This window comes from Pseudomonas sp. PDM05, from assembly GCF_014851685.1.
In the GTDB taxonomy this organism is placed as follows: domain Bacteria; phylum Pseudomonadota; class Gammaproteobacteria; order Pseudomonadales; family Pseudomonadaceae; genus Aquipseudomonas.
Window position 1 is genome coordinate 66,370 of the sequence record NZ_JACVAC010000008.1, and the last position, 22,788, is coordinate 89,157.

Below are 22,788 nucleotides of genomic sequence, written 5' to 3' on the forward strand. Positions count from 1 at the left end.
TAATCAGTGCCGGATCTGACGCCTTCGCGAGCAAGCCCGCTCCCACATTCGACCGCATTCTCATGTCGGAACTCGGTCAAGTGTGGGAGCGGGCTTGCTCGCGAAGAGGCCAGTCAGAACAGCATCAAACCTCAGGCCAGAATGCCCGGATCCCGGCCACACCCTGAGCCCCAGCACCCCAAGCCTTTTCCCGCTCGGCCGGCCCAACCCCACCCAACAGAAACACCGGCTTGCTGAAGCCGCTGATCAACTGCGCGGCCTGCTCCCAACCCAACGGCTGCGCGTCAGGATGAGTCTGGGTCGGTTGCACCGGCGACAGCGTGACAAAATCCACATCCATCAATTCCGCCAGCGCCAGCTCTTCAGCGTTGTGGCACGACGCCGCCAACCAACGATCTTTAGGCAGCGGTCGACCTTTGCTGGCGTATTTACGCAATTGCGCCGAGGTCATGTGCCAGCCGGCTGAAGGAAAATCCCCCAACCATTCGAACGGGCCCTTGAGCATCAATTGCGCCTTGCCGGCACACAGGCCAACCGCATCCACCGCCAGGTCACGATACTTGGGGTCGTAGCCGTTGGGCGCACGCAGTTGAACCAGCTTGATGCCCCCGGCAATGGCTTTCTGAAGGCCACGCAACAGTGTCGGTGTTTCCAGCTCACCAGGAGTGATCAGGTACTCGGCAGGCAAACGCGCCGCAGCCACAATCGGCGCATTGGCCGCCGGGAACTCATAGTTCGGCAGGTCCCGGGGCGCCACCCATTCCAGCGGTTGCCCTTCCACACCATGGGGCTCGCCGGTAAAGGCCGAGACTTCCCAGACATCCAGCAACACCTGCTTGTCCGGGTAGTCATGCTGCACCTGGATCAGCGGCCGCGCCGTGGTGACCTGGATACCCAGTTCTTCCTGCAATTCGCGGGACAGCGCGGTGGCGACCGACTCATCGGCCTCCACCTTGCCACCGGGAAACTCCCAAAGGCCGCCCTGATGCTGAGTGTCTGCGCGGCGCGCCAGCAAAATCCTGCCATCGACACCGCGGATCACCGCTGCTGCTACATGCACTCGTTTCACCGCGTTCATCCTCTCTGCGATCAGGTGCGGTATTCCGCGTTGATCTTCACGTACTCGTGGGACAGGTCAGTGGTCCAGATGGTTTCGCTGCAATCGCCGCGACCCAGCTCGATGCGGATGGTGATTTCTTCCTGCTGCATCACGGCCGAGCCCTGGGCTTCGGTGTAGGTTTCGGCACGCGCGCCACGGCTGGCGATGCAGACGTCACCGAGGAACACGTCGATCTTGCTCACGTCCAGGTCTGGCACGCCGGCACGACCGACGGCCGCAAGGATACGGCCCCAGTTCGGGTCGGAAGCAAACAGGGCGGTCTTGATCAGCGGCGAGTGCGCCACGGTGTAGCCCACGTCCAGGCATTCCTGGTGATTGCCGCCGCCGTTGACTTCTACGGTGACGAACTTGGTTGCGCCTTCGCCGTCACGCACGATGGCCTGGGCCACGTCCATGCACACTTCGAACACCGCCTGCTTCAACGCCGCGAACAGCGGGCCGCTGGCCTCGGTGATCTCCGGCAGGTTGGCCTGGCCGGTGGCGATCAGCATGCAGCAGTCGTTGGTCGAGGTGTCGCCATCGATGGTGATGCGGTTGAACGACTTGTTGGCGCCGTCGAGGATCAGGCTATGCAACACGTCGCGGGAGACTTTGGCGTCGGTGGCGATGTAGCCGAGCATGGTGGCCATGTTCGGACGGATCATGCCCGCGCCCTTACTGATGCCGGTCACGGTGACGGTCACGCCATCATGCACGAACTGGCGGCTGGCGCCTTTTGGCAGGGTGTCGGTGGTCATGATGCCGGTGGCGGCGGCGGCCCAGTTATCCACAGACAGGTCGTCCAGCGCGGCTTGCAGTGCGCCTTCGATCTTCTCGACGGGCAGCGGCTCGCCGATCACGCCGGTGGAGTACGGCAGCACTTGGCTGGCGTCCACGCCAGTCAGTTGGGCCAGCTTGGCGCAGGTACGCGCAGCCGCTACCAGGCCAGGCTCGCCGGTGCCGGCGTTGGCGTTGCCAGTGTTGGTCAGCAGGTAACGGATAGTCCCGGCAACACGCTGCTTGGCCAGGATCACCGGCGCGGCACAGAACGCGTTGAGGGTGAACACACCGGCGACGGTCGAGCCTTCGGCACAGCGCATCACCACCACATCCTTGCGCCCTGGGCGTTTGATGCCGGCCGAAGCGATACCGAGTTCAAAACCGGCAACCGGGTGCAAAGTGGGCAAAGGACCAAGACCAACAGCCATGAATGCGCTCCTTAAAAAATAGGTGATGTCTGTGCCGTCGTAAGCGACGGTGAAATTAATGGCAAAACGCCGCGACGGCACAGGCCGGTCGCGGCGCAAGGTGTTGCAGCGTCAGGGCGAAATCTTATTCGATCTGGCCGTGGCAGTGTTTGAACTTCTTGCCCGAACCGCAGTAGCACAGCTCGTTGCGGCCCAGTTTCTGGTCGTTGCGAACCGGGGTTTGAGCCAAGGCCACATCGACCTCTTCGCCCAACACCTCAGGGGCGTCCAGGCCCGGCGCTTCGTCGTGCTGGAACTGCATGCGCGCAGCCAGTGCCTCGGCTTCCTGGCGCAGGCGAGCTTCTTCCTCGATCGGGTCTTCGCGACGCACCTGAACGTGGGACAGCACGCGAATCGAATCGCGCTTGATCGAATCCAACAGTTCGGAGAACAGCGTGAACGACTCGCGCTTGTACTCCTGCTTCGGGTTCTTCTGGGCGTAGCCACGCAGGTGGATGCCGTGACGCAAGTGGTCCATGGTCGACAGGTGGTCTTTCCACAGGTCGTCCAGCACGCGCAGTACGATTTGCTTCTCGAAGGTGCGCAGTGCTTCGGCACTCGCCTGCTCTTCTTTCTCGTTGTACGCGGCCAGCAATTCGGCCATCAGTTTTTCGCGCAGGGTTTCTTCGTACAGGTGGTCGTCTTCGTCCAGCCATTGCTGAACCGGAAGATCCACGCCGAAATCGCTCTTCAACGCTGCTTCCAGACCGGCCACATCCCACTGCTCAGGCAGCGACTGCGGCGGAATGTGCGCGCTGACAGTGGCGTTGAGCACGTCCTGACGGAAATCGGCGATGGTCTCGCCAATGTTGTCGGCGGCCAGCAACGTGTTACGCATGTGATAGATCACTTTACGCTGTTCGTTGTTGACGTCATCGAACTCAAGCAGTTGTTTACGAATGTCGAAGTTGCGCCCTTCAACCTTGCGCTGCGCCTTCTCGATGGCGTTGGTCACCATACGGTGCTCGATCGCTTCACCGGACTGCATGCCCAGGGCCTTCATGAAGTTCTTCACGCGGTCCGAGGCGAAGATGCGCATCAGGCTGTCTTCCAGGGACAGGTAGAAGCGGCTGGAGCCGGCGTCACCCTGGCGACCGGCACGGCCACGCAGCTGGTTGTCGATACGGCGCGATTCGTGACGCTCGGAAGCGATCACCTGCAAGCCACCGGATTCCAGCACGGCCTGGTGGCGTTTCTGCCAGTCGGCCTTGATCTGGGCGATCTGCTCGGGGCTCGGGTTGTCCAGGGCCGCGACTTCCACTTCCCAGTTGCCGCCCAACAGGATGTCGGTACCACGACCCGCCATGTTGGTGGCGATGGTCAGTGCGCCCGGACGACCGGCCTGGGCGATGATCTCGGCTTCTTTTTCGTGGAACTTGGCGTTGAGGACCTTGTGCTCGATGCCTTCCTTGTTGAGCAGGTTCGATACGTGCTCGGAAGTCTCGATGGTGGCGGTACCCACCAGGATCGGGCGGCCCTTGGCCATGCCGTCCTTGATGTCGTTGATGATCGCCGCGTACTTCTCTTCGGCGGTCAGGAACACCAGGTCGTTGTAGTCCTTACGCGCCAGTGGCTTGTTCGGCGGGATAACCACCACCGACAGACCGTAGATCTGGTGGAATTCGAACGCTTCGGTGTCGGCCGTACCGGTCATGCCGGACAGTTTGTTGTACAGACGGAAGTAGTTCTGGAAGGTAGTGGACGCCAACGTCTGGCTTTCAGCCTGGATGTTGAGGTGTTCCTTCGCTTCGATGGCCTGGTGCAGGCCCTCGGACAGACGGCGGCCCGGCATGGTACGGCCGGTGTGCTCGTCGACCAGCACAACCTGGCCGTCCTGCACGATGTATTCAACGTTGCGATGGAACAGCTTGTGGGCACGCAGGCCGGCATACACGTGGGTCAGCAGGCCCAGGTTGTGCGCCGAGTACAGGCTTTCACCCTCGGCCAGCTCGCCGATCTGGGTCAGCATTTCTTCGACGAACTGGTGACCGGCTTCGTTGAGTTCGACCTGGCGGGTCTTCTCGTCGATGGTGAAATGACCTTCTTTGGTCACCACGCCTTCGACTTCCTCGATGTGCTGCTCCAGGCGCGGGATCAACTTGTTGATCTCGGTGTACAGGCGCGAGCTGTCTTCGGCCTGGCCAGAGATGATCAGCGGGGTACGGGCTTCGTCGATGAGGATGGAGTCGACTTCGTCGATCACGGCAAAGTTGAGTTCGCGCTGGAATTTTTCTTCCATGCTGAACGCCATGTTGTCGCGCAGGTAGTCGAAACCGAATTCGTTGTTGGTGCCGTAGGTGATGTCGGCGGCGTAGGCGGCGCGTTTCTCTTCCGGCGGCTGGAACGGCGTGACAACGCCGACGGTCAGGCCGAGGAATTCATACAGCGGGCGCATCCAGTTGGCGTCCCGGCGAGCCAGGTAGTCGTTCACCGTCACAACGTGCACGCCCTTGCCGGACAGTGCGTTGAGGTAAACACCCAGGGTTGCCACCAGGGTCTTGCCTTCACCGGTACGCATTTCGGCAATCATGCCTTCATGCAAGGTCATGCCGCCGATCAACTGGACGTCGAAGTGGCGCATGCCCATGACACGCTTGCCGGCTTCACGGGCGACCGCAAAGGCTTCGGGAAGCAGCTTGTCGAGGGTTTCACCTTTGGCTATGCGGGCCTTGAACTCTTCGGTCTTGGCGCGCAATTGCTCGTCCGAAAGGGCAACCATCTGCTCTTCGAAGGCATTGACCAGCTGCACCGTCTTGAGCATGCGTTTGACTTCGCGCTCATTCTTGCTTCCAAAAAGTTTCTTTAACAAAGGCGCAAACATATCGGCAGGTTCTTCCACACATAGGGATGGAGGGCGCACCGTGAGTGGCCCGAGCAGCCCTCACGGCCGCATGCGAACGCGCATTCTACCCGGAATCGTGGGTGAGGAAAGTGGCGTTGTTCCCTGATGCAGGCATGGGGCGGTGAGAGGGCTTGTTTAAAATAAGGGCTTTTACCGGAACTTCAACCCATGGAGCACAGAAGTTAACTATTGATTTCACGGGCTTTACCCCTTCAGCGCATGGCTTGGGGGCGTACAGGCGCTTTCTGCTAAGATGGCCGCTCTGTTACTTTAGGTGTCCAATAATGGCATTTCGCCCCCTTACAGCCCGCGCTCCCGGCGCGTTGCTTCGCGAAGCCAAGCCGTTGAAAGCCATCTTTGGCCATGCACAACGCCTGGGCCATCTGCAGCGCCTGGTCGAAAGCCAACTGCAACCGGCCGCACGGGAACATTGTCATGTGGCGTCGTGGCGCGAGGGCAACCTGCTACTCATTGTCACAGATGGCCATTGGGCCACCCGCCTGCGCTATCAACAGAAGCGCCTGCAACGTCAATTGATGGCATTTGATGAATTCGCCAGCCTGACGCGCATCCAGTTCAAGGTGCAACCGCCCACCGTCCAGCAGGGCGCGGTGGGGCACACCATGGATCTGTCGGAAAACGCGGCCGAAACCATTCAGGCAACGGCCGACGGGATCAGCGATCCAGGCCTGCGCGCAGCGCTTGAGCGGCTCGCCGCCCACGCCAAGCCCAAGGCCTGAGCCGTTACTTGCGCTTGCTGCCGCCAAGCAACGACCCCAGCAACCCCCGCACCAGCTGCCGCCCCATCTGATTGGCAGCCTGCTGCATGGCGGATTTCAACGCCTTGCCCGCTGCCGTTCCCAGAAACGCTCCGGCCTTGTCGGTAAAACTCGGCTCTTCTTCGGCCGGCTTGGCCTCCTCGGTCGGCCCCAGCTCCTTGCGCGCCATCAGCACTTCGTAGGCTGATTCGCGATCGATCGGCTTGTCATAGCGCCCCTGCAACGGCGAACTGGCGATCAATGCCACGCGTTCAACCTCGCTCAACGGCCCGATACGCGATTGCGGCGGCGCAACCAACACGCGCTGGACGACTTCCGGCGTGCCTTTTTCCTGCAAGGTGCCCACCAACGCCTCACCCGTGCCCAACTCGGTCAGCACCGCCAGAGCATCGAACGCGGGGTTCGGTCGGAAACCATCTGCCACCGCCCGCAGAGACTTCTGCTCTTTGGTGGTGAACGCGCGCAGGCCGTGCTGGATACGCAGGCCGAGCTGCGCGAGCACCGTGTCCGGCAGGTCACCCGGGGACTGGGTGACGAAGTACACCCCCACCCCTTTCGAACGAATCAGCCGCACCACCTGTTCCAAGCGCTCTTGCAGGGCCCTGGGCGTGTCGGCGAACAACAAGTGCGCCTCATCGAAAAACAGCGCCAGCAGCGGTTTGTCTGCATCGCCACGCTCTGGCAGTTGTTCGAACAACTCCGCCAGCAGCCACAACAGGAATGTCGCGTAGACCTTCGGCGCCTCGTGTACCAGGCGGCTGGCGTCCAGCAGGTGGATGCGCCCCCGTCCGTCGCTGGCGGGTTGCAGAATATCTTCAAGTTGCAGGGCCGGTTCGCCAAACAAGGCTTCGGCGCCCTGCTGCTCCAACACCGCCAGGCGCCGTAACAGCGCCTGGCTGGAGCCGGTGGTCATCAACGCGGCATCGTCGCCCAGCAACTCCGGGTGATAACGCAAGTGGTTGAGCAGCGCCTTGAGGTCCTTCAAGTCCAGCAACAACAGACCTTCGCGGTCGGCCACCTTGAATGTCGCGTAGAGCGCCGATTGTTGGCTGTCCGTCAGCTCCAACAGGGCGCCAAGCAACAACGGGCCCATTTCGCTGATGGTGGTGCGCAACGGATGACCGGACTGCCCGTGTATATCCCACAACGTGACCGGATAAGCCTTGGCGGTGTAGTTAAGGAAAGGCATGCCGGCAATGCGCTCGGCCACTTTGCCCTGGGGGTTGGCGGCGGCACCCAGGCCACACAGATCGCCCTTGATGTCAGCGGCAAACACCGCCACACCGGCATCGCTGAACGCCTCGGCCAGACGCTGCAAGGTGACGGTCTTGCCCGTGCCGGTGGCGCCGGCGATAAGCCCGTGGCGATTGCCCAGGCGCATGGCCTGGGCGATGGGCTGGCCTTCAAGGTCTGCGCCGATCAGGAGTTGCGTGGAGTCAGACATTTTGTCTCCCATGATTAAGCTTTAATAGCGCGAGGTCGATACAGACAGATGTGAGACCCACAAAGTCTAAAAATAGGTCAGATAATTCCCACAGGAGCCAGCGGAGCTATCACAAGCAATATCACACCTTTTTTGACGCTGCCATTCTGCGCCTCCCACAAGGACGCGCATCGGATATTAAGACCTTAGCGGACCCTACAAGCCATGAATAAAAATCTACGCTTCAGCCACAAAATCCTGCTTGCAGCCTCCCTTATCGTCGTCGCCGCATTCGCGCTGTTTACCCTCTACAACGACTACCTGCAACGCAACGCCATTCGCAACGACCTCAACAGCTACCTGAATGAAATGGGCGACGTCACCGCAGGCAACATTCAAACCTGGCTCACCGGGCGCATTGCCCTGGTGGAAAACGCCGCACAGAACATCGCCATCAACCCCGAGCCGAGTGTGGTCGGCAGCCTGCTGGATCAGAAAACCCTGACCTCCTCGTTCATGGCAACCTACGTAGGCGACAGCACGGGCGCCTTCACCATCCGCCCCGACACCAAAATGCCGGACGGCTTCGACCCCCGCGTTCGCCCCTGGTACAAGGGCGCCCAGAGCAGTAACGGTTCGACCCTGACCGAACCCTACATCGACGCCGCTACTGGCAAATTGATCATTTCCATCGCCACCCCCAGCATCAAGTCCGGCCAAAGCATCGGCGTCGTGGGCGGTGACCTGAGCCTGCAAACCCTGGTGGATAACATTGGCGCGCTGGACCTGGGCGGCATGGGCTACGCCTTCCTGGTCAGTGCCGACGGCAAGGTTCTGGTGCACCCGGACAAAAACCTGGTGATGAAGACCCTGGCCGACGTCTACCCCAAAAACACCCCGAAAATCAGCAGCGACTTCAGCGAGGTCGAGGCCAACGGCAAGGACAACATCGTCACCTTCACACCGATCAAAGGCTTGCCGTCGGTGAACTGGTATCTCGGCATTTCGGTGGATAAAGACAAAGCCTTCGCCATGCTCAGCGAATTTCGCACCTCGGCGGTGATCGCCACCCTCATTGCCGTGGTGATCATCATCGCCCTGCTTGGCATGCTGATCCGTGTGCTGCTGCAACCGTTGCACCTGATGACCCGCGCCATGCAGGACATCGCCGATGGCGAAGGCGACCTGACGCGCCGACTGACCATCCAGAACCACGACGAATTCGGCACCCTGGGCAACGCGTTCAACCGCTTCGTCGAGCGTATTCATACGTCGATCCGCGAAGTGTCCTCGGCCACCGGGCAGGTCAATGAAGTGGCCCTGCGTGTGGTCAGCGCGTCCAACTCATCCATGGTCAATTCCGACGAACAGGCCAGCCGCACCAACAGCGTGGCTGCCGCCATCAATCAACTGGGGGCCGCCGCCCAGGAAATCGCCCGTAACGCCGCGCAGGCCTCCAGCCAGGCCAGCGATGCGCGCAGCCTGGCGGAAGATGGTCAGCAAGTGGTGGAGCGCAACATCAAGGCGATGACGCAACTATCGGCGATGATCAGCGCTTCGAGCACCAATATCGAAGCACTTAACAGCAAAACGGTGAACATCGGGCAAATTCTCGAAGTCATCACCAGCATCTCCCAGCAAACCAACCTGCTGGCGCTCAACGCCGCCATCGAAGCCGCCCGCGCCGGGGAAGCTGGCCGTGGCTTTGCCGTGGTCGCCGATGAAGTGCGCAACCTGGCCCATCGCACCCAGGAATCGGCGCAACAGGTGCAAACCATGATCGAAGAGCTGCAAGTCGGTGCGCGGGACTCGGTCAGCACCATGAGCGAAAGCCAGCGTCACAGCCAGGACAGCGTGGAGATTGCCAACCTCGCCGGCGAACGCCTGAACAGCGTGACCCAACGTATCGGCGAAATCGACGGCATGAACCAGTCGGTCGCCACCGCCACCGAGGAACAGACCTCGGTGGTGGAGTCGATCAACATGGACATCACCGAAATCAACACCCTCAACCAGGAAGGTGTGGAAAACCTGCAGTCAACCTTGCGTGCCTGTGCCGACCTTGAGCAACAGGCCGGGCGGCTCAAGCAGTTGGTCGGCAGCTTCCGCATCTGACCCGTGTGCAGGCTTGCCCTGCTCACGCGCCCACAGTTCGGCGGCACCGGGAAAATCGGTGCCGTCCTCGCTGTCGAGGTCATCCGGGTCATAGCGGCTCAAACAACCCTCCCCCAGCGTAGCCGGGGCTTTGGATGTGGCTTTGTCCAACGGATCGCTCATGGTCCACTCCTTGAGGGCAGGCAAAAAAAAGGGCCTGGGACGATTTAACGCCCAGGCCCTTCATTCTTCAATCACCACTCGGTGATCAGAACACCACAGTCTTGTTACCGTGAACCAGCACGCGGTCTTCCAAGTGGTAACGCAGGCCACGGGCCAACACCATCTTCTCGACGTCACGGCCGAAACGCACCATGTCTTCGATGCTGTCGCTGTGGCTCACGCGGACCACGTCCTGCTCGATGATCGGGCCGGCGTCCAGCTCTTCGGTCACGTAGTGGCAGGTCGCACCAATCAACTTCACACCACGCAGCGATGCCTGGTGATAAGGCTTGGCGCCGACAAACGACGGCAGGAAGCTGTGATGGATATTGATCACCTTGCCAGCGTAGGCACTGCACAGCTCCGGCGGCAGGATCTGCATGTAGCGCGCCAGCACCACGACGTCGGCTTCGTGCTGCTTGACCAGGCGGGACACCTCGGCGAACGCCGGTTCCTTGTCCTGCGGGTTGACCGGCACGTGGTAGTACGGAATGCCATGCCACTCAACCATGCTGCGCAGGTCGTCGTGGTTGGAAATCACGCAGGCGATCTCGCAGTCCAGCTCATCGCTGTGCCAGCGGTGCAGCAAGTCCGCCAGGCAGTGGGATTCGCGGCTGGCCATCAGCACCACGCGTTTTTTCTGCTCGGTGTCGGTGATGTGCCAGCTCATCGAAAACTCTTCGGCAATCGGCGCAAACGCCTCGCGGAAGGCATCAAGGCCAAAGGGCAGCGAGTCGGCACGAATCTCGTGACGCATGAAGAACCAACCGCTGAGATTGTCCGAGTGATGGCTCGCCTCGGTGATCCAGCCGTTGTGGGAGGCCAGAAAATTACTGACTTTGGCAACGATACCAACCCGGTCCGGGCAAGCAATCACCAGCCGAAAAGTGCGCATTAGGGGAAAACTCCAGAACTTCGCAAAGGCCGCCATTCTAGCCACTACGCAGAAAAACTGCAGTATCCGTCGAGGCTTATTCTGGTGGCCTGGCACCGATACGCCCCTTAATAGCGTAAGGTTTTACCAGCGCTATATGAACGCTCACGCGCAAAATCGGGCAATTATGCTTTTCTTACGTAGATTATCTTTGCCGCGTATGCCCTATCAATTAACTCCAACGCATTGCATTGCCACAAACATTCAACGCAATTCACATAAATACACCCTTAAATGTTTACTTGAGGATTTGGCCTGACTATTATTGCCCCACTTCCTGTCAATCAGCGCTCTACATAAGGTAGTCCACATGTCCCTGATCAACGAATACCGTGCCACCGAAGAAGCTATCAAAGAGCTGCAAGCCCGTTTGAAGAACCTGTCCCAAGACGACAAGCTGCAAACTGAGCTGGAATTCGAAGGCAAACTGCGCACCCTGATGGGTGAATACTCCAAGTCCCTGCGTGACATCATCGCGCTGCTGGACCCAGAGTCGAAAGTTAAGGCTCCACGTGGCGCCGTGAAAACTACCGGCACCAAACGTGCTCGCAAGGTCAAGCAATACAAGAACCCACACAACGGCGAAGTGATTGAAACCAAAGGTGGCAACCACAAGACTCTGAAAGAGTGGAAAGCCAAGTGGGGCGGTGACGTGGTTGAAGGTTGGGCTACCCTGCTGGGCTAAGCCCCATCGGGCTGCGGCCTGATACGCGACACTTTGAAAACGCCAGCTCGCTGGCGTTTTTTATTGCCTGAAAATACTCTAGGGCCCCGATTACAAATTGAACCGGGCCGCTAAAGCGTCGGCATATTCCTGCCACTGCGCCAACACCTGCAACTGATACGGCGTGGCACTTGCCGCCAACTCCAGGCGTGCCTGATTAAATCCCTCAAGGGTAATCGGCGCGCCCAGCTCAGCGTCCGACAAACGCTGCTGGCAAAATAATTTCCAGCGTTGTTGCTCCTCGTTATTCAAGGTCTCGGGAAAGTTGCGAGCACGGTAGCGAAATAATAATTCGGGCAGGCGATGATCGTCGAACGGCCACTGCTGATGTGCTAGTTGCGCAGGTTCAGCGTTGCGTACTTGTTCACATAAGCGCCGATCGCGATCGCCGATAAAACCATCATAAAGCTGCTGCTCCGGGTCTGTTGTCGGCGCGAATTCTTCCTCGGCATAAATGCTCGCCAACTTGTCGCGCCAAACTTCCTGTGCGTCAGTTAGCCGCAGCGCGCGCGCCTGGTAACTGTCCATATCCAAGTGCAAGCGTTCACGATCTTGCGCCCGCAACACATTCAACGGAGCCACCACCGGGCAGCGATTGATGTGCAGCAATTTGAGGGGCACAGGCAGTTCCCCGTCAGCGAGTTCGTCACGCCGCGTGTAGAGGCGCTGACGCAAGGTTTCGGCATCAAGGTCAAGCAAGTCTTGAGGGTCGAGACCCAGGTCACAGACGATCAACGCATTGCGATTGCGTGGGTGCCAAGCCAATGGCAACACAACGCCCAGGTAATGACGCTCGGCCGAAAAACGTCCGGAGATATGCACCATCGGCTGCAGCAGGCGCACCTGGTCCATCACCCGCTGTTTGCTGCGCAACTGGAACAGCCAGTCATACAGCTTGGGCTGTTTCTCCCGTACCAACCGGGCCAGCGCGATGGTGGCACGCACGTCGGACAAGGCATCGTGGGCCTGGCCATGATCAATCCCGTTGGCGGCGGTCAGGCGTTCAAGCTTGAGCGTGACACGGCCGTCCTGCTGCGGCCATTCGATACCTTCCGGACGCAGGGCGTAGGCGGTGCGCACCACGTCGATCAAGTCCCAGCGACTGTTGCCGCCTTGCCACTCGCGGGCATAAGGGTCGAAGAAGTTGCGATACAGGCTGTAGCGCGTCATTTCATCGTCGAACCGCAAGGTGTTGTAACCGGCCCCGCAAGTACCGGGGGCAGCCAGTTCGGCGTGCACCCGCGTCATGAAGTCGGCCTCGGCCAAGCCTTTTTGCGCCAGGATGCCGGGGGTGATGCCGGTAATCGCACATGCAGCAGGATGCGGCAGGATGTCGTCGCTGGGTTGGCAGTATAGGTTGACCGGCGGCCCGATCTCGTTCAGTTCAAGATCGGTGCGGATACCGGCGACCTGAAGGGGGCGATCGCTGCGCGGATTGATGCCGGTGGTTTCATAGTCGTACCAGAAAATGGAGGTCACGGGCTGTTCCTGTGCTGAAGATCGGCAAAGTCTAGGCGCTGCAAGGCATTCGAAGCCAGCGCCATCGACCCTGTACAAACATCCAGTAAAACCTTGAATGGTTGCTTCCAGCGCCGACACTGCTAGCATCCGTCTCTCTCAGCCACACTGCACTGCCAAGGATCGCGATGCCATCAGCCCCATTGGACACCCGTTACCAGATCGAGACCCCGGAAGGCATCGACCTGCCGTTGCGCCCAGCCGGCCTGGTACCCCGTGCATTGGCCTTCGGGTTCGACCTGGGCCTGCGTGGGCTGGTCATGGGAATCCTCGTCGTGCCCCTGGCGCTGCTCGGCAATATCGGCATCGGCATCGGTTCGCTGCTGCTGTTCCTGGTCAGCTGGTGGTACATGGTGCTGTTCGAAGTGCTCAACCAGGGCTGCTCCCCCGGCAAGCAGGTGATGGGCTTGCGCGTGGTACAGGATGACGGCACGCCCATCGGCTGGTCCGCCTCGTTGATCCGCAACCTGCTGCGCTTTGTCGACATGCTGCCTTTCGGCTACTTTCTCGGGGCCATCAGTTGCCTGCAGCACCCCCATTTCAAACGACTCGGCGACCTCGCCGCCGGTACGCTGGTGATCTACCGCGAGCATCCCCTGCCCCGTCCCAATGTCCCCGCGGCTGCGGCCTTGCGCCTGCCCTTTGCCTTGGACCTCAGCGAGCAACGCGCCATCCTTGGCTTTGCCGAACGCCAGGGTGAGTTGTCGGCCGAGCGGGTCCACGAACTGGCCTCCATTCTCGCCACGCCCCTGCAAGTGTCGCCGGCACGTGCCGCCGAACAACTCAACGGCGTGGCTCGCGGCCTGTTGGGGCCAACATGAAACAGAGCCTGTTCGAAAGCCGTTACCAGCCGCAATGGCATGCCTTCGCCGAACAACTGACCCAGCTGGAACAAGGCAAGGCCAAGGCCGCTGACGTGACCGACTTCCCCCACCAGTATCGGCGCCTGTGCCAACACCTCGCCCTGGCTCAGGAGCGCGGCTACAGCAGTTATCTGGTGGACCCCCTGCAACAACTGGCCTTGCGTGGCCATCAACAGCTCTACCGCCATCGCAGCCAATTGGGCGCAAAGGTCCTGAGTTTTATCCTGGCCGACTTCCCACGCCTGGTTCGCGCGCAGTGGCGCTTTGTATTGGTTGCCAGCCTGCTGTTCTTCGGCAGCCTGGCCGGTGTAGCACTGCTGGTGTACCTGTTTCCCGACCTGATCTACAGCATCGTCGGCCCCCAGCAGGTAGCCGAGATGCACAGCATGTACAACCCCGAGGCCAGCCGCCTCGGGCGCGCGGCCGAACGTGCTTCCAGCGAGGACTGGATGATGTTTGGCTACTACGTGATGCATAACATCGGTATCGCGTTCCAGACCTTCGCCGCCGGTTTGTTGCTGGGGCTGGGCAGTGTGTTCTTCCTGATCTTCAACGGCCTGATCATCGGTGCGATCTCCGGCCACCTCACCGAAATAGGCTTTGGCCAGACGTTCTGGTCCTTTGTGATCGGTCATGGCGCCTTCGAACTCAGCGCCATCGCCCTGGCCGGCGCGGCGGGGCTGCAACTGGGCTGGGCATTGATCGCCCCGGGTCAACTGACGCGAGGCGAATCCCTGCGGCTGGCGGCGCATCAAAGCGTGCAGATGCTGTGCGGCGTGATGGTGTTCCTGCTGATCGCCGCGTTCATCGAAGCCTATTGGTCTTCCACCACCAGCGTTGCGCCATGGCTCAAATACCTGGTGGGCACCCTGCTCTGGTTGCTGGTGGCCGCTTACCTGATCTTTGCCGGACGGACTCGCCATGCGCCTGAGTAATGCCAGCGTGGTGATCCGCCCCCGCACACCATGGGAAGCCATGGACCTTGGAGTACGGATGGCCCAGGAACATCGCTGGCTGCTGATGGGCAGTTGGGCGATGGTGACCTTGCCGGTTTTCGCGTTGCTGACCGCACTGTTCTGGAAGTATCCCTCCACGGCTGTGTTGGTGTTCTGGTGGCTGAAGCCGGCCTTTGATCGTCTGCCGCTGTATATCTTGTCGAAAGCCCTGTTCGCAGAGACACCCAGCGCCAGGCAGGCCGTCAGCCAATGGCCGCGACTGCTCAAAGGCCAGCTATTGGCCAGCCTGACCTGGCGGCGACTCAGCCTGAGTCGCAGCTTTTTGATGCCGGTCAGTCAACTCGAAGGCCTGGATGGTCCCGACCGCCAAAAACGCCTGGGCGTCTTGCAGCAACGCAGCGCCTGGGCCGGACGCTGGCTGACCATTATTGGGGTGCATCTGGAAATAGGCCTGTGGTTCGGCTGCATGGCCCTGTTCTATCTACTCATCCCCCAGCAGCTCGAACTGGATTGGGACTGGCAGCGAATGGCACTGGCCACGGGTTCCGAGGGGCTCTGGCTGGAACACCTGGGCAATGCCTTCTATGCCCTGATCCTGGTGTTCTGGGAACCGATGTATGTCGCGTGCGGCTTCAGCCTGTACCTCAACCGCCGTACCGTGCTGGAGGCTTGGGACCTGGAGCTGGTATTCCGCCGCCTGCGCGAACGCCTGAGCAGCGTAGTGCCGTTGTTGGTACTGGTGACGGTGCTGGCCCTGAGCCCATTCAGCCGCCCCGCCATGGCCGAGGACGTCTCCCCGCCCAAACCAGTGACAACCCAGGCCGCCAGCCAGTCGATCAAGACATTGCTGGAGAAGCCACCGTTCAAAAATCCGGAAACCGTCACGCGCTATCGTTTCGGCGATGAGAAACCCGCCACTAAGAGCAAGGCACACGGCGACGGCAAACTGCCGGCCTGGTTGCGGGCATGGCTGGACAACCTCAACGGCGATACCCTCAAACACGTCGCCTTGGGCATGGAAGTGCTGCTGTGGAGCCTGTTGGCCGCCGGTATTGCCCTGCTCATCTGGCGCTATCGCGATTGGCTGCACGCCTTTGTCAGCCGGCGCCGCTCACGCCAATCAAAACCCGCCAAACCGATACCCACGCAACTGTTCGGCCTGGAACTGGGCGTCGAGACCTTGCCCGACGACATCGCCAGCACGGCCGAGCAACTTTGGCCCACACAGCCACGGGAAGCACTCGGCCTGCTCTATCGAGGTTTGCTTAGCCGGTTGCTGCATGACTTCAACCTGCCACTGAAAAGCGCCGATACGGAAGGCCAGGTCCTGGAACGCATCCATCGTCTGCAACAGCCGCACTTGCTGGCATTCAGCGATGAGCTGACCCGGCACTGGCAAAACCTCGCCTACGGCCACCGCTTGCCCCCGGCCCAGGCTCAACAGCAACTGTGCAGTGATTGGCGCACCTTGTTCAACGCGGGGGCAGCCCGATGAAACGGACTTTATTGTGGGTCATCGTAGCGCTGCTGACGTGCCTGCTGGGGGCAGGCCTTGTCTATGTCGGAAACAAAGCGATCCCCTACGATGAAGTCATAGACCGCGGCCCCTCACCCGAGGCCGCAGCCAACCCCTACCTGGCAGCGGAACACTTTTTACGCCAGCAAGGCCTGGGCGTCGAACACGCCAATAGCCTTGAGAGGCTGAAGACCCTGCCAGCCAAAAACAACAGCCTGCTGTTGCTGGGCGAGCGCAGCAACATGACACCACGCCAGGCCGAGCAGCTGTTGGACTGGGCCAGGTCCGGCGGCCATCTGCTATTGGTGGCTGAAGCGCTCTGGGATGAAGAAACCGGCAACAGCGGCGACTTGCTGCTGGATCACCTGCAGATTCACCAGGCATTGAGCGACGAACCTGACGAGCCCATACCTGCGCGAAAACAGAAATCGCCAGACCTGACCAAGCTCTATGTCGACAACGAAACCGCACCGGCCTATTTCAGTTTCGATACCGACTTCAACCTCACCGACCCCAAGCATCTGGCACAGTTTTCTGCCAATAGCGCCCAGTCCAGCCACCTGATGCAACTCAATCTCGGGCATGGTCGTGTGACGGTGATCACTGACAGTGACCTGTGGAAAAACCCGAACATCGGCAAGTACGACAACGCTTGGCTGCTGTGGTATCTCAACCAAGGCACCGCGGTGACCCTGCTGTTCAACAGCGACGTGGACAACCTGTTCACCCTGTTGCTCCGCTACTTCCCCCAGGCGTTGGTCGCGCTCGCTGCGCTGCTCGCCCTGGCACTCTGGCACGTCGGCATGCGCCAAGGTCCGATACAAGCGCCGGCCCCCAAGGCACGCCGGCAACTGCAAGAACACCTGAACGCGAGCGCCGACTTCCTGCTCCGCCGCGGCGGCCAGGGTGCTTTGCTGCGTGCGTTGCAGCGCGACATCCTGCGCGCCGCAAGGCGGCGTCACCCAGGTTTTGAACACCTCGACTCCGCAGAACAGCAGCAGGTGCTCGAACACCTGACGCGCCAACCTTCTCACGTCATCAGCCAGGCCCTCGGCCCCCTCCCGGCAAAACGGCTCACCAGCGCCGATTTCAGCCGTCAGGTGGCCAGCCTGCAAACCCTCAGGAACGCCCTATGATCCGGAGCGTTGCCATCGTTAGATCTATGTGATTACAATCTTAGCTCTGCAGGATGGGGAGTGGGGGGCTTTGCTCTAGAAGCCGTCACACAGTCCACGTAGACAGAGCCACAGATTGATTGGTCGACGACAGGATGAAAGATGGAGCTTGTGTGGGGCACGAAGGATTTCATGATAGCTGGACAACCTTACCAAGGGTTTCCGATTCTGCTGTGGGACTCCATGGAGAGCTGCAGCCAAGCCAATCAATTCTTCCGCTACTACCTCCTTCGCGGAGACATCGGCTCCAAGGAATCTTGGCCGAGTACAGGGCGAGCGCTGTACGACTACTTCAGCTTCCTACAAGCCCACGATCTTGATTGGCGAGACGTAGACCGTGGTGAGGCCAAAAGCCTCGTGGCTGCTTACAGGGACTACTGCCTAGTGACGTGCGAACTGGCGCGCAACACTACCCGTCAACGACTGACGTACATCTGCGAGTTCTACGAATTCGCTTTGGATAAAGGCTGGGTGAGGCGCCTACCGTTTGGTCACGAAGAACGCACCGTTCCGCGCGACACGAGCCTCCTTGAGCATGTTGATGCCAGTGGCGGCAAAGCCTTGGCAAACGATGTAATGCCGCGTCGTCACAAGCCTCTTCCCAAGTTCCTAAGCATGTCCCAGACCAAGTCGCTTCTCACCAAAGCGGAGAATCCACACCACCGAATCATGATTCAATTGGCACTGCGCACAGGCTTGCGCCGTAACGAACTGGCGACTTTCCCGGTGGCGTATGTTTTCGACCCTGATAAGGCTGGAGGAACCGAACGCAATCTCCGCATTCGACTTGATCCTGTCGACGGCTCTGGTATGGAAACCAAAGGCAGCAAAGAGCGAGATATCTGGATGAGTCGTAAGCTTATGGCCGAACTCTACCGCTATGTGACCAAACTGCGTGGCGAGCGCGCGTCTTTGGGTAAAAGTCAGAAGGCACTCCTCCTCAATCATTTTGGGGAGCCTTACGGGAGCTCCGGAAAAAGCCTGAATCGGATCATTGTCAAGACTGGGAAACGGGTTGGTATCGAAGTCCATTCGCACATGCTGCGACACACTTACGCGACTCACACCCTAGTGAACCTCCAACGCAACCCACAGAAAGGCCTTGATCCCCTAGTATTCCTTCAGCGGCAGCTTGGCCACAGCTCTGCTCAGACCACAATGGTGTACCTGCACCTGATTAATGAATTGGCGGACGAAGCGGTGCTGGCGTATGACGACGAGTTGAACGAAGTGACGGAAGAACTCTGATGGGTAGGAGGAAGGTATTTACCAAAACTGACCTCAGCGTCCCCCAAGTCGAGCACAAGATCGACGCGGCAGGTCATGTAGTCATTCTCCCTGAGGCCATCCCTCCAGCGATCACGCTAATCACGTTCGGGCCCAACTCGACCACCAGCCGGAACTTCGATTTTGCACGGTGGTACGGTTCTGGATTTGATGCGATCACCTACGTCTGTCAACGTCAAATTGAACGTTTCCTAGCAGGGCAGGATGGCAACCTTTCTACTTCAACTATCGTGACTTACTGCACAAATGGGCTAGCTCGCTTTCTGAATTACTGTGCGCTCCTGGCGCTTGCTATCGAGCGTGAGTTGACGCTGAACGACATAAATCGAAACCTAATCGACGGTTTTCTTAGGCATATTTCTGACCAAGATCTTACTAGCACTGGGCAGAAGTCTTACTACACGCAGACCAAGCCGGTGCTTCTTGCCATCGGGAGACGCGGCATTTTTCCATTAGTAGTGTCTGGTGATGATGCCACCTTTCCGCGCAATCCATTTCCAAACTCCAACCGCAAGACCAAAGGCGAGACAGCTCTATCCAAGCGTGAGCGAAAAGAGTTTACAGCTGCATTGCGGCAGGCCATTAAGCCGATATGGAGTGACGGCATAACGCCAACCAGCGACCTGTTGATCTATGCGGTGCTAGTCGTAGCACTTCACACAGGACGGAATGCTACTCCGTTGCTAGAGATGGATCGCAATTGCTTGCGTCCACATCCAAAAGACGGCACCGTCTTCCTGGTGCTATGGAAGCGGCGTGGCTACAACACCAACAAGGTAGCACTGCGAGCCCAATCAAAAGCTGAGCGTATGCTGGAGGCAATGCCTAGCGTCAGAGTCAACGTGGAACTACTGATTCGGCGAGTCATGGCATTAACCGAGTCGTTGGATTCAGAGGCCCCTGACGATATCAAAGGGCGTGTATGGCTGTACCGGAGCCGGACTTCTAAAACAGGGCAACACGTTACGGGACTGCAGATGGCAATGCTGCATCGCGGTATTGGTAAGCTTGTCGCCGAATATGATCTGAAGGACTGCGATGGAAAGCCTCTGCGTATTAACATTTCCAGACTGCGGAAGACCTTTGCAAACCGCATCTTTGAGCTAACCAATGGAGATCTCGCAACCACTGCGTATGCTCTTGGTAACACTCCGCGAGTAGCCGACCAAAACTACCTAGCACCCAGTGAAGATGCCCGTCGAAACTGGCGGTTCATGGGTGAGTTATTGGTGGATGAGCTGCTAACCGCGACTATTGGGGCAACCTACAAAGAAAGTCCATTGGGCCGCTGCGGAGATCCTGTCAACGGCCAGTTCGCCCCGAAACGTGAGGGAGCGACGTGCATGAATTTCATGAACTGCCTGCGCTGTAAGCACTACGCGGTGACCGCCGAAGACCTCTACAAGCTGTTCAGCTTCTACTTCCGAGTGTTGAGTGAGCGCACCCGCATGGACAAGCGGCGCTGGGCACGTGAACTCGCGCACATCCCTCGCCTAGTTGACCGTTACATCGTAGCTGAGGGACTGCGCCGTGGCACCTTTAAGGCTGCAACCGTGGAAGCCGCCCGTGAGCGCGCTCGTACCCAACCACACCCGTTCTGGTCAGTAGATATCATTTCCAGCCTGGAGGTATTTTCATGAGCGACAACATCTCAGAAGAAATACCCTGGCCGGACATCACCTCTCAGCCTGACGATATACGTGGGCTTTCCAACGCAGAGCGTGACAAATTGATCGTTGCCACCACCCTGGTGGATGGACACTGGGTCATTGTCAGCAGATACGGTGACGATATCTGGCAGCTTACCGGTTTTCCCAACAATGTTTCGTTTCAACAGAGACGAATCACTTTCAGCTCAGTGCCACCAGCATTCCGCGCCGTTGTGAAGGCAATGTTTTATCGTTATCTAAGACGAGGTCGTAGCGGGTCTGAGCGGCCTAAGGGATCGACGATAACCGATCTTTTCAATGGTTCATCACCGTTCCTACGGCACTTAGAAGCTTTAAAGCTTGATCACTTAGGTGCAGTAAGCCCCACGATTGCGGCTACTTATGTCGCGGCCTGCAGGGCCCATATGCAAATTTACAAGAAAAAGCCGCTGTCAAAGCGAGCTTTGCAGGCTCGCTTTGATGCGGTGGAGACGATCTACGAGCTCAGCCAATTCACTGATGATAAAATTCTACAGCACCCGTGGCCGGACTCGTCCTCAAGAGCAATAGCTGGAAGGATCGGGTTTATACCCGGAGCTGGAACTCCTTTGATCCCTGATGACATTTTTTGCACCTTATTCGAACAGGCTCACCAGCAAGTGGAGCGTGGCATGTCGATGTTCGAACTGCGGGATGGCCTCCAAACTACCGCAGAAAAGCATAAAAGTCTGAGTGATAGAGGTATCTACGATGCCAAAACCCGGTACTTGAACTCTATGGGCTGGAAAGGCGGCTTGAGGAAATTCAATAGGTCACTAATAAGCCTGCGCACCGCCTGCTACATCGTCTTGGCAAGCACATCTGGTTGTCGTAACCATGAGCTGGCCAACCTGCAATCCGGTGCTCATCACCGCACCGAAGACGATGAGGGGACGATCTATCACTGGATGCGTTCTAAGTCAGAGAAGACAGATGAGGGAATGCATGACTGGATGATCCCGGAGGCCGCTGTGCGCGCTATTCGCGTCATGGAACACTGGGCAGCGCCGTACCAAGCGAAGATAGCCGCCGAAATAAATCATCGTCGCCGCATCAACACGCAAGATCCGCAAATTACAGAAGCGAAAAAGCACGCTCATTCCCTTTTTCTGGGTCTACCGACGAAAAATGACAACACCGTTCGAACACTGAGCACTGATAGCTGGAACGGCTACCTTAGAGATTTCGCCACAGATTGCGGATTTAACTGGAAGCTCGCCAGCCACCAATTCCGGCGTAAATTCGCCAATTATGCAGCGCACAGCCGCTTCGGCGACCTACGCTACCTCAAGGAGCATTACGCGCACTGGTCACTGGACATGACACTTGGTTACGCCATGGACGACAGCTGGGGACAGCATCTGGATCTTGAACTGTACTCGGAAATCCAAGATGAGCTGGAGGACATCAAACTCGGCGTCGTCGACAACTGGATGGGCGATGAATCGTTGGCAGGAGGCTATGGACGCTCCATCAAGGGGTGGAAGCGGGAGCCGGAGAACCTGCTGATCTTCAAAGATCGCGCCTCTATGCTGAAATCCATTTCCGGGAGTACAGCCATACGCAGCAATGGCCACGCCTGGTGTACAGCGGACAATGACGGCTGCGTTGGCAATACCCTTGAACGCACCCGCTGCACTGGCTGCGACCACTCGGTGATCGGGAGTATCCACGCCCCCATCTACCAGCGACTCTACGATGATCTGAAAGAGCTGCTGCTCTGCAAGGACATTGGTGAAGGAGGTCGGCTACGCGTGGAGCGCGACCTGAACCGCTGCCGGGAGGTGTTAGTACAACTGGGTATACCTCCTGAGGATCTGAGTGCATGAAGAGCAAGGATAAATCATCCAATTACAAGCCTGCTGAGGATCGAGCGAAGGATCTGAAGCTAGCCATCTATGCCATCCAAAAAGGTCGGGCTCGTACCGGTGAAACTAAGGTGACCATCGCCGCTGTGGCCCGTGAGGCCGGAGTATCGACGGCGCTCATCCATAATCATTACCCAGCAATCGCTGAGGAGATACGACAGATCCAGGGGCGATCTAGTCGTGCCATGCGAGATGTAAAACATCAGGATCTGATTGCCGAGCGTCAGAAGTCTAAGGGCTACCGTCATGAGATTGAGGAGCTTCAGGCCAAGCTCGCCAGACTCGCATCCATCAATGAGGTGCTGCTGTACGAGAACGATACCCTAAAGGCTAAGGTGAAAGAGCGAAACGTGGTTGAACTGGTTTCGTCCACCCGCATGGATAAATCTCGCATCTGACGAAGTCCTCCGTTCATTGACATCAAACGAATCCGAATAGTCATCGAAGCTACTGTTGCCGTGGCATACCCCTGATCGGACGGCTGTCGTTAACCAACGCTGTCTACGACGAGTCTTAGCCCTGCGGGCTTCCATCCTCATGCTCTGCGCGCTCC

At 58.9% G+C, this 22,788-nt stretch carries 18 protein-coding genes and 1 pseudogene; 12 read left to right on the forward strand and 7 right to left on the reverse strand.

From position 1 onward, the window contains the following. Positions 1–124: 124 nt before the first annotated feature. From IB241_RS17115 to secA, 3 genes are all read right to left on the reverse strand, one after another. Positions 125–1,069 carry a Nudix family hydrolase gene (locus IB241_RS17115; protein ID WP_192299437.1) on the reverse strand — a complete coding sequence of 315 codons (945 nt, stop codon included), beginning with the start codon at positions 1,067–1,069 and terminating at the stop codon, positions 125–127. 20 nt (positions 1,070–1,089) lie between these two features. Continuing rightward, positions 1,090–2,307, reverse strand: coding sequence for a bifunctional glutamate N-acetyltransferase/amino-acid acetyltransferase ArgJ (argJ, locus tag IB241_RS17120; protein WP_192299438.1), 1,218 nt, complete (start codon positions 2,305–2,307; stop codon positions 1,090–1,092). A 124-nt stretch (positions 2,308–2,431) separates the two neighbouring features. Continuing rightward, positions 2,432–5,167, reverse strand: coding sequence for a preprotein translocase subunit SecA (secA, locus tag IB241_RS17125; RefSeq protein ID WP_192299439.1), 2,736 nt, complete (start codon positions 5,165–5,167; stop codon positions 2,432–2,434). A 305-nt stretch (positions 5,168–5,472) separates the two neighbouring features. Between secA and IB241_RS17130 the strand changes: the two genes are divergently transcribed. Then, a complete protein-coding gene (locus IB241_RS17130; protein ID WP_192299440.1) occupies positions 5,473–5,928 on the forward strand; it encodes a DUF721 domain-containing protein in 456 nt (151 codons plus the stop codon). 4 nt (positions 5,929–5,932) lie between these two features. Here the strand turns inward: IB241_RS17130 and IB241_RS17135 are convergent, their stop codons facing one another. After that, positions 5,933–7,411 carry a helicase HerA-like domain-containing protein gene (locus tag IB241_RS17135; RefSeq protein ID WP_192299441.1) on the reverse strand — a complete coding sequence of 493 codons (1,479 nt, stop codon included), beginning with the start codon at positions 7,409–7,411 and terminating at the stop codon, positions 5,933–5,935. A gap of 204 nt (positions 7,412–7,615) precedes the next feature. Between IB241_RS17135 and IB241_RS27950 the strand changes: the two are divergent. Next, a pseudogene (locus IB241_RS27950) lies at positions 7,616–8,647 on the forward strand (cache domain-containing protein); the annotation flags it as partial. Between the two features lie 93 nt (positions 8,648–8,740). Next, positions 8,741–9,505 (forward strand): methyl-accepting chemotaxis protein, encoded by a 765-nt coding sequence (locus IB241_RS27955; RefSeq protein WP_412547877.1) that lies wholly within the window; start codon positions 8,741–8,743, stop codon positions 9,503–9,505. On the opposite strand, the gene IB241_RS17145 is transcribed toward IB241_RS27955, so the two are convergent. Together IB241_RS17145 and purU are read right to left on the reverse strand one after the other, a co-directional pair. Beyond that, positions 9,428–9,667, reverse strand: a complete 240-nt coding sequence (locus tag IB241_RS17145; protein ID WP_192299579.1) for a hypothetical protein — start codon at positions 9,665–9,667, stop codon at positions 9,428–9,430. The two genes, IB241_RS27955 and IB241_RS17145, sit on opposite strands and share 78 nt — an antisense overlap. Before the next feature lie 85 nt (positions 9,668–9,752). After that, positions 9,753–10,601, reverse strand: a complete 849-nt coding sequence (purU, locus tag IB241_RS17150; RefSeq protein ID WP_192299443.1) for a formyltetrahydrofolate deformylase — start codon at positions 10,599–10,601, stop codon at positions 9,753–9,755. A gap of 349 nt (positions 10,602–10,950) precedes the next feature. Here purU and mvaT point away from each other — a divergent pair, with 349 nt between their 5' ends. Further along, positions 10,951–11,325: a histone-like nucleoid-structuring protein MvaT gene (gene mvaT, locus IB241_RS17155; RefSeq protein WP_005790963.1), complete on the forward strand. Its 375-nt coding sequence runs from the start codon at positions 10,951–10,953 to the stop codon at positions 11,323–11,325. A gap of 90 nt (positions 11,326–11,415) precedes the next feature. Here the strand turns inward: mvaT and sbcB are convergent, their stop codons facing one another. Further along, entirely contained in the window at positions 11,416–12,843 is a 1,428-nt protein-coding gene (gene sbcB, locus IB241_RS17160; protein WP_192299444.1) for an exodeoxyribonuclease I, read from the reverse strand. A gap of 167 nt (positions 12,844–13,010) precedes the next feature. Between sbcB and IB241_RS17165 the strand changes: the two genes are divergently transcribed. The 8 genes from IB241_RS17165 to IB241_RS17200 all read left to right on the forward strand — a co-directional run bounded on the left by IB241_RS17165 (position 13,011) and on the right by IB241_RS17200 (position 22,633). After that, positions 13,011–13,703 (forward strand): RDD family protein, encoded by a 693-nt coding sequence (locus IB241_RS17165; RefSeq protein ID WP_192299445.1) that lies wholly within the window; start codon positions 13,011–13,013, stop codon positions 13,701–13,703. Further along, positions 13,700–14,680: a stage II sporulation protein M gene (locus IB241_RS17170; protein WP_192299446.1), complete on the forward strand. Its 981-nt coding sequence runs from the start codon at positions 13,700–13,702 to the stop codon at positions 14,678–14,680. The genes IB241_RS17165 and IB241_RS17170 overlap by 4 nt, the downstream gene beginning before the upstream one ends. Next, positions 14,667–16,196 (forward strand): DUF4129 domain-containing protein, encoded by a 1,530-nt coding sequence (locus tag IB241_RS17175; RefSeq protein WP_192299447.1) that lies wholly within the window; start codon positions 14,667–14,669, stop codon positions 16,194–16,196. Before IB241_RS17170 ends, IB241_RS17175 begins: the two co-directional genes overlap by 14 nt. Then, a complete protein-coding gene (locus IB241_RS17180; RefSeq protein WP_192299448.1) occupies positions 16,193–17,353 on the forward strand; it encodes a DUF4350 domain-containing protein in 1,161 nt (386 codons plus the stop codon). The genes IB241_RS17175 and IB241_RS17180 overlap by 4 nt, the downstream gene beginning before the upstream one ends. A 141-nt stretch (positions 17,354–17,494) precedes the next feature. After that, complete coding sequence (locus IB241_RS17185; RefSeq protein WP_191960025.1) at positions 17,495–18,640, forward strand: tyrosine-type recombinase/integrase; 1,146 nt, start codon at positions 17,495–17,497, stop codon at positions 18,638–18,640. Then, positions 18,640–20,319, forward strand: coding sequence for a hypothetical protein (locus IB241_RS17190; RefSeq protein ID WP_191960024.1), 1,680 nt, complete (start codon positions 18,640–18,642; stop codon positions 20,317–20,319). The genes IB241_RS17185 and IB241_RS17190 overlap by 1 nt, the downstream gene beginning before the upstream one ends. Further along, complete coding sequence (locus IB241_RS17195; protein ID WP_192299449.1) at positions 20,316–22,196, forward strand: integrase; 1,881 nt, start codon at positions 20,316–20,318, stop codon at positions 22,194–22,196. The genes IB241_RS17190 and IB241_RS17195 overlap by 4 nt, the downstream gene beginning before the upstream one ends. Then, positions 22,193–22,633, forward strand: coding sequence for a TetR family transcriptional regulator (locus tag IB241_RS17200; protein WP_154972612.1), 441 nt, complete (start codon positions 22,193–22,195; stop codon positions 22,631–22,633). Before IB241_RS17195 ends, IB241_RS17200 begins: the two co-directional genes overlap by 4 nt. The last annotated feature ends 155 nt before the right edge of the window (positions 22,634–22,788 follow it).

Bases quoted from the DNA above. Each gene is read 5' to 3' on its own strand.
- argJ (WP_192299438.1), bottom strand. From the start codon at position 2,307: ATGGCTGTTGGTCTTGGTCCTTTGCCCACTTTGCACCCGGTTGCCGGT.
- IB241_RS17180 (WP_192299448.1), top strand. From the start codon at position 16,193: ATGAAACGGACTTTATTGTGGGTCATCGTAGCGCTGCTGACGTGCCTG.
- IB241_RS17190 (WP_191960024.1), top strand. From the start codon at position 18,640: ATGGGTAGGAGGAAGGTATTTACCAAAACTGACCTCAGCGTCCCCCAA.
- IB241_RS17170 (WP_192299446.1), top strand. From the start codon at position 13,700: ATGAAACAGAGCCTGTTCGAAAGCCGTTACCAGCCGCAATGGCATGCC.
- IB241_RS17135 (WP_192299441.1), bottom strand. From the start codon at position 7,411: ATGTCTGACTCCACGCAACTCCTGATCGGCGCAGACCTTGAAGGCCAG.
- IB241_RS17175 (WP_192299447.1), top strand. From the start codon at position 14,667: ATGCGCCTGAGTAATGCCAGCGTGGTGATCCGCCCCCGCACACCATGG.
- IB241_RS17165 (WP_192299445.1), top strand. From the start codon at position 13,011: ATGCCATCAGCCCCATTGGACACCCGTTACCAGATCGAGACCCCGGAA.
- IB241_RS17200 (WP_154972612.1), top strand. From the start codon at position 22,193: ATGAAGAGCAAGGATAAATCATCCAATTACAAGCCTGCTGAGGATCGA.
- purU (WP_192299443.1), bottom strand. From the start codon at position 10,601: ATGCGCACTTTTCGGCTGGTGATTGCTTGCCCGGACCGGGTTGGTATC.
- mvaT (WP_005790963.1), top strand. From the start codon at position 10,951: ATGTCCCTGATCAACGAATACCGTGCCACCGAAGAAGCTATCAAAGAG.
- IB241_RS17195 (WP_192299449.1), top strand. From the start codon at position 20,316: ATGAGCGACAACATCTCAGAAGAAATACCCTGGCCGGACATCACCTCT.
- IB241_RS17185 (WP_191960025.1), top strand. From the start codon at position 17,495: ATGGAGCTTGTGTGGGGCACGAAGGATTTCATGATAGCTGGACAACCT.
- IB241_RS27955 (WP_412547877.1), top strand. From the start codon at position 8,741: ATGGTCAATTCCGACGAACAGGCCAGCCGCACCAACAGCGTGGCTGCC.
- IB241_RS17130 (WP_192299440.1), top strand. From the start codon at position 5,473: ATGGCATTTCGCCCCCTTACAGCCCGCGCTCCCGGCGCGTTGCTTCGC.
- IB241_RS17145 (WP_192299579.1), bottom strand. From the start codon at position 9,667: ATGAGCGATCCGTTGGACAAAGCCACATCCAAAGCCCCGGCTACGCTG.
- secA (WP_192299439.1), bottom strand. From the start codon at position 5,167: ATGTTTGCGCCTTTGTTAAAGAAACTTTTTGGAAGCAAGAATGAGCGC.